Source organism: Rhodopirellula sp. MGV (assembly GCF_002251265.1).
GTDB classification, from domain to species: Bacteria; Planctomycetota; Planctomycetia; order Pirellulales; family Pirellulaceae; genus Stieleria; species Stieleria baltica_A.
In genome coordinates, this window is record NZ_NPDI01000029.1 from 98,992 (window position 1) to 109,903 (window position 10,912).

The following is a 10,912-nucleotide window of genomic DNA, read 5'->3' on the forward strand; positions in this document are numbered from 1 at the left end:
CACGCCGGATGCCAACCGACCAAAAACTTTCGCAAGGCGTTAAATGCAAAGGGGTTACGGAATTTCTGCGATCTCGGCTGCGAGAACGATATTTCGTGGATAACGAAAAACCGTTGCAAGAAAACGAAATATCGTCATCGATCTAATCATCTAATAGATGGTGCCATCCATCAAACGCTTGACTCGATCCGCTCGCCCGGTGAACTGCTCACACCCCCAGTTAGGAGAGTGTGAAGCATCCGCCTCAGCGATGTGAACAGTTCACCTCAGGTGATGTTTGTACATTCCATGTCCAGCAGCGTTGTGCTCGCCGGCGTCGATCCCGTTTCCGGGAAGGACTATTCCTCTCGCAAAGAATGGATCCGCCGCCGTCTCGAATCGCTCGCCTCGGTATTTGCCGTTGATGTGCTCAGCGATGCGGTCATGAGCAACCATATGCATCAGATCCTCCGCAACAGGCCGGATGTCTGTGCTCAGTGGACCGACGAAGAAGTCGCGATCCGCTGGCTGCGTGTCTTCCCTGGCAAACGACTGGAAGAGCACCTCGCCGAACCGAACGAAAACGATGTCAAAAGGCTGGTGCGTGACGGCAAGCGGATCGAGCTGATTCGCGATCACCTATCGGATCTGTCGTGGTTCATGCGTTCCTTGTCCGAACCGATCGCACGGATGGCGAACAAGCAAGACGACTGCACGAGGCGGTTCTGGGAAGGACGCTTTAAAGCGCAGCGGATTGTGGATGGTGCAGGCTTGTTGGCCTGCGCTATGTACGTTGATCCCAGTACGTTGATCTCAATCCGGTCCGTGCGGCGATTGCAGAGAGTCCCGACCAATGTCCCCACACAAGTGCTTACGATCGGGCGAAATCAAAACGCGGCGAGCAGATCCCATCCGCCGCGTTTGATCTCAAGCCAGTGAGCACCGAAAAGGCGGGGCGTGAGATCCGCGAAACACCAGTCGACGAACTGCGCGAAAGGCGAAAGCAATGCCGTAAAAATCCACCAGGGAAACGCATCCGGCGCGACGCTTGGCTCAGCCCCTGAGACTGAAACCCGATAGGCTTTCTGAAGACGCCGAAGTCCATACCGAAGGCGTGCGCAGCAGTGACCGGGGATTCTTGAATGTGGACCCGGAGACGTACTGGGAATTGCTTCGTTGGACGGCGAAGCAGAGTGTCGACGGGGTGTCGGCGAAGGTCCCGAAATCGCTTGCCAAGATTCTGGGGCAACTCCGGATCAATGCTTCGCTGTGGCGTGACTTGGTTTGGCACTGGCCCAAGTTCTTCGGCAAGGCCTCGTGCATCGGCAGCCCAGAATCCATGCGAGAGCACGCAAGGCAAACAGGCCGGCATCATCATCGCGGCCAAGCAATCGCGGCGGCCTGCTTCGAGTAGCGTGTCGCTGATCAAATTAGCCATCGCTAACGCACCAGCCACTGAATGAAAGTGAAATCCGTCGGTACCACGCTGCGCCGACACTGGAACAAAGCTCAGTTGCTTGATGCTGCGCGAGTTGGCTAATCGCGGCAGAGGCCCAGCGACCGCCTTTTGTACCGCGAGAGCTGTGGTTCCAATATAACTCGCTTTTCTGGATGATGGATGGCACCATCCATTCTTGTTATGAGCTGGACGTGCATGCGTACTTGGACGACGTGATCCGCAGATCGCTGGCTGACGAGACGGGCTGGGCCGCGATGGCACCTCACGCATGGAAAGCCGAGCACCCAGAGTCAGTGCGCAGCTACCGCCAAGACGAACGTCGCCAAGCCGTCGACCGCAAGAAAACTCGCCGAGCCCGCCGTCGTCTGCTAAGCCAGTCAATCCGTCAGAAATAGATGGTGCTGGTGAACGGTTACGCCGAAATATTTTATGATAGTGTCTGACAGTTTTCGCAAGCCATGTGGAAAGCACCACGTCCGGCCCTGCCGTTTCCCCACGTACCAGACGCTATCTTTCTGCCGACACCCTTTTTGCGTTGCTGCGACAGCGTTTCGAAACGGTCCAGGACCCTCGCAAACAATCGCACCTTACGTTCACTTTGCCTGACGTGCTGGCCAGTGGCCTGGCAATGTTTTCACTCAAAGATCCGTCGTTACTTGCCTACGGCGAACGGCAAGATGATCCGTCGCTGAAAAACGTTTTCGGAATCAAATCGATCCCCAGTGACACGCAATTCAGAGACATCCTCGATCCGATCGAGGTCGACGCACTCAATGAAGCGTTCGCGGACGTGTTTGCTAAACTTCAGCGTGGCGGCGTCTTGGAGCAGTTTCGCTTTATCGGCGATGGCTATCTCGTCGCAATCGATGGAACGGATTACTTCGGTTCGTCCAATGTGCGTTGCGAGAACTGCCTTGAGAAGAAGTCTAAGGACGGCACCACTCGCTACGCTCACCAAGCAGTTGTGGCGGCGATGATTCATCCCAAGCTCAGTGTGGTGATCCCGATGGCAGTCGAACCGATCGTCAAGCAGGATGGGGAAGCGAAGAACGACTGCGAGCGAAATGCCACGAAATGCTTGCTCAAGCGGATCAAGAAGCAGCATCCGATGCTGAAGTTGACGATTACCGAAGATGGCCTCTCAAGCAACACGCCGCACATCGCAGACTGCAAAGAACACGGCTACCACTTCATTCTTGATGCGAAGCCCGGTGACCACGCACACTTGTTTGAGCAAGTCGTTGATGCTGGCGATCAATCACGCTTGCACGTCATTCGCACCGCGAAGGTCGACAAGAAAGGCTCTCGGAGCGAGACGCAATTGGCCAAGCGAGTCCCGCTCAACAAAAGCAATCCTGATCTTTTGGTTAACTATGTCGGGCGGAGCGATTTGACTGCCGACGGCGATATCAAGTCGATATTTAGTTGGGTAGCAGATCATCGGTTGACCGCAGAAACGGTTCTCGAAATAGCTCGTGATTGCCGCTGTAGATGGAGGATCGAGAACGAGACGTTCAACACACTTAAAAACCAAGGCTACCACTTCGAGCACAACTGCGGTCATCGCAAGAAGAGCTTAAGTACGGTCCTTCTGATCTTGATGATGTTCGCGTTTGTGGTCGATCAAGTCCAGCAAGCCTGCTGCCCTCTGTTTCAGGCCGTGTTGGCCAAACTGAAGAGTTGCCGCAGTCCCTGGCATCGACTTGCAGTGCGATCGAATCGTTCGTGTTCCAAAGTTACCAAGCGATCTTGGAAGCCATCCTGACCGATCGCTGCCGTTATCGCACGCTGCCTCCGTAGTGCTCCGCGTCCGAACCATGATCCGCACGAGTCAAAATGACGTTTTCGAAAGAGAGCGACAGAGAGGCTACGCGTTAAAATATCCGGCAAGTCTTTCTGCCAACTAAGAAATGCCATCTGCAACCCTAAGGCGAAGTAGCCAAGGCGCGGGTTGGCCGTAATGCAAAGCAGAAACTCGCCAAGCAGCTCCCAAATTCCAGGGACCACTCAACAAATCGTGGTCTCAAACGGTCAGCCCGGGGCCTGCTGATTAATGACCATCCCACCCATCATCAAAAGTCTGCTACAATCCAACGGCATGTTCCCAACGGGTGATAGTGTTATGATCGACGAATTTCCATTTGGTAATCCCGATGGTTCTCACGCGAACCTCAGTGATCTGCTGAACCAAGATTTCGTTCACTTCGATCAATCGAAGTACAGTTCCGGTATAAGCGCTGAATCCACCGATTTGACTGTTCGAGTTCTGGTCGGTGCGAAGGGATCCGGTAAAACCGCCTACCTAAGAAGGCTTCATGACGGCATAAGCCGACAAGAAAATCAGTCGATATATGTTGATCCAGACATTGGGCGAAGCCCACCAGAAACAGACCCAGTTCTTCGCTTTTGTTCGCTTTTCGATGAACGAATACTTACTGAGAAGTGGATGACTCTCTGGCGTTGCGCGATTCTTCGTTCCGTCCTCTCGCACGTGCTGTTTTCACCGCGTCTCAGAAAACAGGTGGATAGGACGGTGTTAGAGGCCTTCGATGAGCTTCGCAAGCTGGTTGGCTTGTCAATCGGTACGCCGGAACCGATCTACTCTTCAGCAAAGAACATTCTATTTTCATGTCGGCATTCAGAAGAGTTCACAAGGTTTGCGAACCAACCTGCATGGGATTCAATCACTTACTATCTTGCCGAGAGTATCCACCATCTACCTCCTTGCTGTTTTTTGCTTGACTCCGTTGACGAAGAGTTCGGGCATGCACCAATGCATTGGCTGAGAGCGCAGAAAGGGCTGTTCTACGCGGTCATGCGATTGCTCCGTCACGATCGATTGGGCGGACGGTTGCATGTCATCATTGCCATTAGAGATCACGTCTTTTCGTCGGTGCTGCGCAGTGAACATCAAAATCGGTATCGCGGTGAGCCTCACATCAAAGTCCTCGATTGGGGGTGGGACTCAATAAGTCATCTCTTGCGAACGAAGATCGGGCGACTTAGTGAGTTGCTCTGCATGAATCCGGACATGGCGTCGGGCGGCGAATTACTACGATGGCTAGGGAAAGACCAGATCGAAAACAAGTCGCTAGGTGTCACGGAGAGTCTAGAGGCATATCTCATTCGCCATACACGTCAGCTCCCTAGGGATATCGTGCAACTCGGCAATGCACTTGCAGCGATAGTAGTTGCAGCAAAGATGTCTGGGCGCAAAAATATAGCAAGTCAGCAGATCCGTGATGTCGTTTCAAAGCAGGCAAAGTCATTTGGTGAAGAACAACTGAAGATATGCACAAACCAAATCCTTTCCAGCAATTTGAGCAACGAATCGACCAAATATGAATTTTCAGATTTGTACACAGGAAATGTTGAGTACAGAGAAGATATGTATGAGCAGTTACGACGAGTGCTCCGCTTGCTGGGGAAGGACTCGTTTTCTCAGAACGACTTGAAGGAAGCTGAGGAAGCGGCAATGGAGAAGTTTGGCGAAAGTTCGGATGCTATGTCCGTACTGTGGCAAAATCGCTTGCTAGGTTACAGCGACGCTCCGATATCCCAAGAGCAGTTTTCTGAAGTCTTCTACTCCGAACACAACCTTAGTGAGTTCCGGCTTCCACGTGACAAGCCTCGCTATTTGCTTCATCCATGCTTGATTGACTCTGTGGGGCTAACTTCTGTTTTGAAACGACCTCTATTGCCTGGGCGGGGAGCACAATATGGAGAATAGTGACGGTATAAGGATCGTCCAGTATGAAAGTTGGCCTCACTTCAAGTCTGACTTTGTTCAGGACTTGGCAGGCCAATCAATTATGGAACGAGATCGGTTTGTCTTTCGCGGGCATCAATCGGCTGACTGGTGCTTGACTCCGAGTTTTGATCGCACATACTCTTCAATACCGCTTGAGCGTAGGCCTAAGTTAGCGAAGGAGTTGATGGAGAACTTCACGAGATACGTTGGTGAATACGATCCGAAATCGATTCGCTCACGTCGTATTGGTCCGGACGAGGACGAAATGTGGTTGATGGCACTTGCTCAGCACCACGGTCTTCCAACGAGATTGCTGGACTGGTCCCGTAGTCCGTATATCGCTTCCTATTTCGCGTTCACGGACTTGTTGATTTCGGGAATGAGTTGTGAAAGTACCCATGTTGCCATTTGGGCAATGGACACGACGAGTGAAATATGGAGCGAGCACTGTGGCGTTCGCCTGGTAAAAGTTCCCCGGCATATCGATGAAAGAATAAGAAATCAGGGCGGACTCTTTTCTTTGTCGGTGATTCCGCTGGCTTCTTTGGAAGATCACCACCGCTCGATGGATCCTGCTTCACCGGCGCTCACTAAGTTTCTCGTACCTCAGGAAGAGGCTGCGGTCGCTATCGAAGATTTGCACACGATGGATATTCATCACGCCCAGCTATTTCCAGGCTACGAGGGATGTGTGCGTGCAGCAAGAATTCAGCTCGCACCAACGCTGGCCAAAATAACCCCAGCAAGAAACTAAGCTCAGAAGCGGATTTGTCAATGAGCTTTAATGATGAAGTTCCTTTCGGATTGCCCTGCTTGCGGCGTGTTGGTGATATCGGCACCTCTGAGTTCATAGATTTAGATGATGAATCGAATGAGTCGGTGATTCGCACGCCTCCGTCTATCACGAGGCTGATAGTCGGTGAACCAGGTGCTGGTAAAACGCGAACCTTGCTACAGCACCCGTTCGCGGAAGATGCAGTCAACATCGGGATAGTTGATGTGGGGCTGCACCCCGACACAGAAGGGGTCATGGGGGTCCATAGAGCTCTTCGACCTGTTCAAGCCAATACTGTTGAATACTGGGAGAAGTATTGGAGAATGGCGACAATCCGCGCGATCGCCACACACATTTTGTTCGGCAGGGAAAAGAATGGCAATGGCTCATCTGATATCGAAGCATTGCGAACGTTTGTTACGCGGGCGCGAGCCACGAGTGTCCCAGTTTGCGTAACGGATTCTTTAACTCATATTTGCCAGGGCTTGATGACCAGAAATGAGTTCCGTGAATACTATCATTCTGATGAGTTTGCTCGCGCGACTGTGGCGGTTGAGCAAGCACTCAGATCAGGCAGTCGATTCCCGATCCTATTGGACGTGAGTGATGAAGTTCTTGACAATGCACCTGTGGCATGGTCTGAGTGTCTTCAGGGGTTGATGTTTTTTGTGCTATCATCAAAGTCGGACTCACTGTTTCACTCCGTCGACTTAGTTGCTACATCTTCTGCAAGAGTGCATCGCGCAGCTACACGGCAGCCGAGATACTTTAACTATAGTTCGCGTGCCGACATTATGACGCTAGCCTGGGAAGCTCGAGATGCTAAGAGATTCCTGTCACGTAAAGTTAGTTCACTCCCAACGCGGTTTAAGTTCACTCATTCATCGAGCGATGAACTTCGCGATTGGCTCGGCGTTGGAAGCATAATGAACCGTTCTCGGAATAGAAGAGAAAAGGTTGCCGACTACGTAGTGCGTCATACTCGTTTGATGCCTCGTCAGATTATTTGCATTGGGAATGAATTGTGCCGATCAGTTCAGCATGCGAAAAGAGCCGGGGGAATTAGAATTGGGCGAGAAACCATCCACGGTATCGTACACAAATCGGTCCGAGATTTCGCGAGGGAAATGATACTGGACTGTTCGTGTGAACTTGTTTTGCAAGGTATTGCTAGGCAGTTCAAGCGATCTTCGCTGAATGTGTACGACGGTAGCAATGAAGATATCGTTGGGAACGGACATGCACTGAAACGCTTGCTCAACGGATTCCAGTCGGAGCAGGCAAAGATTCATGAGTTGCGAGCAGCGATCCTACGCGAACTAACGGAAAATGAGGCGACGGCTGACGACGTCCTTCAGCTTCTCTGGCAGCGGCGATTCTTTGGGGTGATCGAACAAACAGGTACGAGGAAGAGCTCCGTCAGATTCTGCAATCGCTCGCAAGAACTTGACTGGGCCAGTCTGTCAAATAGCAGTCTTCAATTTAATACGCTAATTATTGACGCTGTGAATTTGTTTACGCCTGATTCGATGAAGCATTTCTAAAGCCGGCGACGAGATATGATCAAAAGTTGTGTTCTTGAAAGAAAGAAAAAAGGCGGCGTATCCTGTTGAAGTTATCACCCTTCAACGGCCCAGCGTGGGCAGAGGGACACGCCATGAACCAGACTAAATCACAGCGAACTGCGGCACCAGTAGACGAGTCACTCGATCCTGAAGTGATTGGATATCGGGCTCAGTTTGATCAGAAAAGCCTGCTCGACGAAATCGTTCGTGAGGGAGCCGGGCGGATGCTGCGGTCGGCGATCAATATCGAAGTGCAGGCATTCATCGACGAAAACGAGAACCGTCGAGACCAGCAGGGGCGACGCTCGGTGGTCAAGACGGCACACTACCTGAACGGGAGATCATGGCAGGTGCCGGTGCGATTGCGGTGTCTCAGGGGCGTGTCCGAGACAACCACCCTGATCCAGAGATGCGAGTCACGTTCACTCCGAGCGTTCTGCCTGCCTATCTACGAAAGAGCAAAGCCGTCGAAGAATTGATTCCCTGGCTTTACCTCAAAGAAATTTCTACCGGGGACTTTGTCGAAGCCCTCCAGTCGTTGTTTGGTGAACGAGCTACCGGATTTGGCGCGAGCGTTGTCGTGCGGTTCAAGGAGCAGTGGTGTCAAGAATACGATGCGTGGTGCAAGCGTGACTTGTCGGGCAAGCAGTACGTTTGCGTCTGGGCCGATGGGATCCACGCCAGGGTTCGCCTCGAGGACGATGCCAATAAAAAGCAGTGTTTGTTGGTGTTGCTGGGGGGCAACCGCTGATGGCCAAAAAGAGCTTATCGCAGTGCTGGATGGCTACCCGGAAAGCGAGCAAAGCTGGACGGAGCTGTTGCTGGGTCTCAAGCAACGTGGCTTGACGATCGATCCTAAAATTGCAATCGGCGACGTTGCTCTCGGCTTTTGGGCGGCGATTCGCAAGGTCTTCACGGCAACTCGTGAGCAGCGATGCTGGGTTCACAAGACGGCCAGCGTCCTCGACAAAATGCCGAAAAGTGTTCAGCCCAAAGCGAAGGGGGATCTGCGCGAAATTTGGCAAGATGAAACGAAAGAAGTGGCAGAGAAGGCCTTTGACGTATACTGCGAAATGTACGAAGCCCAGTATCCAAACGCGTGCAACTGCCTAAAGAAAGATCGGTCAGTGCTGCTCACCTTCTACGACTTCCCTGCCGAACACTGGAGTCACCTAAAAACAACCAGCTCGATTGAATCGACGTTCGCCATCATTCGCCTGCGGCACCGTAAGGTGAAAGGGAGCGGCTCAAGACATGCAAGCTTGGCGATGATGTTCAAGCTCGAAGAGTCGGCTTCAAAGAAATGGAGGCGACTGAACTGCCAAGAAAAGATTGCCCACGTCATCGAAGGACGTACCTTCAAAGACCGAGTTATGCAGGAAGAAATCGCCGCCTGATCATTTTTCAGGATACAACAATTGACGATATCTCGCCGGCGACATCTCACAGACGCTACAAGAAAAGTTCTGCTGATCTATTAGAGTCTTCACTCGTCACCGCGAGATATCGTAGATGGTCTGCGCATCGCCGGATGCGATCAGGAAATATTCGCATTCGGTCGAATACTTGCAAAGTCTCCTCCTTTTTCGCCTTGAGCACACATTCGACTCGATTCGTAATTGATGAATCGCGTCTAATCTCTAGGTTCAAGTACTCTACAATGCGACTGGGCTCGCTGTCATGCAGGAGAAATCGAATTACGACTTCTGGATCAACTTCGCTTTCGAACCGTAATCTTTGCATGCTGATAGCTAAGTGGCGGAGAATGATAGACCGCTAGTTTCAGGTTCGTCTCTGAAGGGGCTGTAGTCAAGAGATGTTTACTAGAACCACCGAATTCAGGCATTCGTGATGAAGATCAGTCCGCTCGGGTTGAAGTTTACTTTTAGATTGATTTTGCTGGCTTTAGCGATTGCGGATTCAAAACTGAGACGCATACATAAGGCAAGTAAATGAACCGAGCTGTTTTCGGAAACTCTTTGAGTTGGTGTTCTCGCCGGTGCGGTTGTCGGCGATGGGGTAGGCCTTCACCGCCTCCGGCTCAAAATCTGTCGCAACGTGAACTGGCACCTCGGCGAGGTTCAGTTGCTTGGCGGCTTTTCAACGGGTATGGCCGACGATAATGACACCGTCGGGATCGACGAGGGGCGGCTGCCGGAAACCGAAGTCGTTGATGGATTAGACGACCGGATCAACCGCGTCGCCATTGATTCGAGGATTCTTCTCGTAAGGCTTGATCCGATCAAGCGACCACATTTCGACATGCATGTGCAAAGTAACCGTTAACCAGCACCATTGGCGTGCTCCCAAGAAACTGATTCATCGGTTATGAAAGTTTACCGGCCACGACGGCCAAAGGAGACTTTCGATGACGAAGAAACGAAAACGGCGGAAACCCGAGCAGATCGTGAAGGCCCTCCAAGAAGGCGAAGCGATGATGGCGGCGGGCAAGACCGAGGCTGAAGTTTTTCAGGCACTTGAGATTAGCGTGGCGACCTGGGGACGCTGGAAAAAACAATACGGTGGAATGAAATCCGACGGTACTTGTTTACCGAGCTAAAAATTGGTGTTGGTGAATTCTGCATGATTCGACAACAATTCGGAGATCATGGATGTTCCCAAGACCACGACCGATTGCCTAGGTTGCAAGCAGCAGCAACGAATCATTGAGCAGCAGCAAGCTGTGATCGATGCCTTGGTCGAACAAGTTGAAAAGCTAACCAAACGGCTCGAGAAGGTCGAACGCGAGGGCAAACGCCAAGCTGCCCCATTTCGTAAAGGGCGCAAGGCGGATCCAAAGAAGGCTGGCCGAAAGAGCGGAGAGGACCACGGCAAGCACCATCGTCGTGCTGCTCCGGAGCAAATCGACGAGGCATACGATGTGCCGCTGCCAAGCTGTTGCCCTGGTTGCGGATGCGATCAACTGACGAAGACCGAAACTCGAATCCAGTATCAAACTGAAATTCCTCGGACCGTCATTCATCGACAGTTCAATATCGACGCTGGAACCTGCACCGGTTGCGGCGCGGCGGTGCAAGGTCGGCACGAACTGCAAACATCCGATGCGACCGGAGCTGCAGCTGTGCAGCTCGGACCGAACGTTCACGCCGCCATGGCATTGCTTAACAAAGAACTGGGGCTCAGTCACGGCAAGGTAAAGCGTTTGCTGGAAATGCTTTTCGAAATCACCGTCGGACGCAGTACGAGCTGCCGAAGCATGCTTCGCACCGCAAAACGTTTGAAATCGGCCCATGAGGAGGTTCGCCACGCCGTACGTGGCTCGCCCCAAGTTGTTGGTGATGAAACAGGCTGGCGTGTCGATGGACGTCCGGCATGGTTGCATGTGTTTGTTGGCCTGACTGCAACGGCATACGAAATTGACC

General features: G+C 52.2%; 8 protein-coding genes and 2 pseudogenes. All 10 read left to right on the forward strand.

Annotation, left to right across the window (positions count from 1 at the left end; translation table 11 throughout):
* Positions 1-230 precede the first annotated feature (230 nt).
* A pseudogene (locus CGZ80_RS10620) lies at positions 231-1,393 on the forward strand (hypothetical protein).
* 197 nt (positions 1,394-1,590) lie between these two features.
* Entirely contained in the window at positions 1,591-1,833 is a 243-nt protein-coding gene (locus CGZ80_RS10625; protein WP_094414131.1) for a hypothetical protein, read from the forward strand.
* A gap of 65 nt (positions 1,834-1,898) precedes the next feature.
* Positions 1,899-3,203, forward strand: coding sequence for a transposase (locus CGZ80_RS10630; RefSeq protein ID WP_094414133.1), 1,305 nt, complete (start codon positions 1,899-1,901; stop codon positions 3,201-3,203).
* A gap of 288 nt (positions 3,204-3,491) precedes the next feature.
* Positions 3,492-5,168 carry a P-loop ATPase, Sll1717 family gene (locus CGZ80_RS10635; RefSeq protein ID WP_143543854.1) on the forward strand — a complete coding sequence of 559 codons (1,677 nt, stop codon included), beginning with the start codon at positions 3,492-3,494 and terminating at the stop codon, positions 5,166-5,168.
* A gap of 82 nt (positions 5,169-5,250) precedes the next feature.
* The gene (locus CGZ80_RS10640; RefSeq protein ID WP_233148355.1) at positions 5,251-5,943 is read left to right on the forward strand and encodes an FRG domain-containing protein; all 693 of its coding nucleotides are present in this window, start codon (positions 5,251-5,253) and stop codon (positions 5,941-5,943) included.
* A 20-nt stretch (positions 5,944-5,963) separates the two neighbouring features.
* The gene (locus CGZ80_RS10645; RefSeq protein ID WP_094414139.1) at positions 5,964-7,508 is read left to right on the forward strand and encodes a hypothetical protein; all 1,545 of its coding nucleotides are present in this window, start codon (positions 5,964-5,966) and stop codon (positions 7,506-7,508) included.
* 113 nt (positions 7,509-7,621) lie between these two features.
* A pseudogene (locus CGZ80_RS10650) lies at positions 7,622-8,926 on the forward strand (IS256 family transposase).
* Between the two features lie 661 nt (positions 8,927-9,587).
* Positions 9,588-9,815, forward strand: a complete 228-nt coding sequence (locus tag CGZ80_RS27925; protein WP_158222648.1) for a hypothetical protein — start codon at positions 9,588-9,590, stop codon at positions 9,813-9,815.
* Positions 9,816-9,897: 82 nt separating this feature from the next.
* On the forward strand, positions 9,898-10,089 hold the full coding sequence (locus tag CGZ80_RS10665) for a transposase (protein WP_094414143.1): 192 nt from the start codon (positions 9,898-9,900) through the stop codon (positions 10,087-10,089).
* Positions 10,090-10,137: 48 nt separating this feature from the next.
* Positions 10,138-10,912: transposase (locus tag CGZ80_RS10670; RefSeq protein WP_143543855.1), on the forward strand; the 775-nt coding region annotated here is incomplete at its 3' end.

What these genes read in the sequence shown, in the direction of transcription:
- CGZ80_RS10645 (WP_094414139.1), top strand. Translation starts at nt 5,964, where the DNA reads ATGAGCTTTAATGATGAAGTTCCTTTCGGATTGCCCTGCTTGCGGCGT.
- CGZ80_RS10640 (WP_233148355.1), top strand. Translation starts at nt 5,251, where the DNA reads ATGGAACGAGATCGGTTTGTCTTTCGCGGGCATCAATCGGCTGACTGG.
- CGZ80_RS10635 (WP_143543854.1), top strand. Translation starts at nt 3,492, where the DNA reads ATGACCATCCCACCCATCATCAAAAGTCTGCTACAATCCAACGGCATG.
- CGZ80_RS10665 (WP_094414143.1), top strand. Translation starts at nt 9,898, where the DNA reads ATGACGAAGAAACGAAAACGGCGGAAACCCGAGCAGATCGTGAAGGCC.
- CGZ80_RS10625 (WP_094414131.1), top strand. Translation starts at nt 1,591, where the DNA reads ATGATGGATGGCACCATCCATTCTTGTTATGAGCTGGACGTGCATGCG.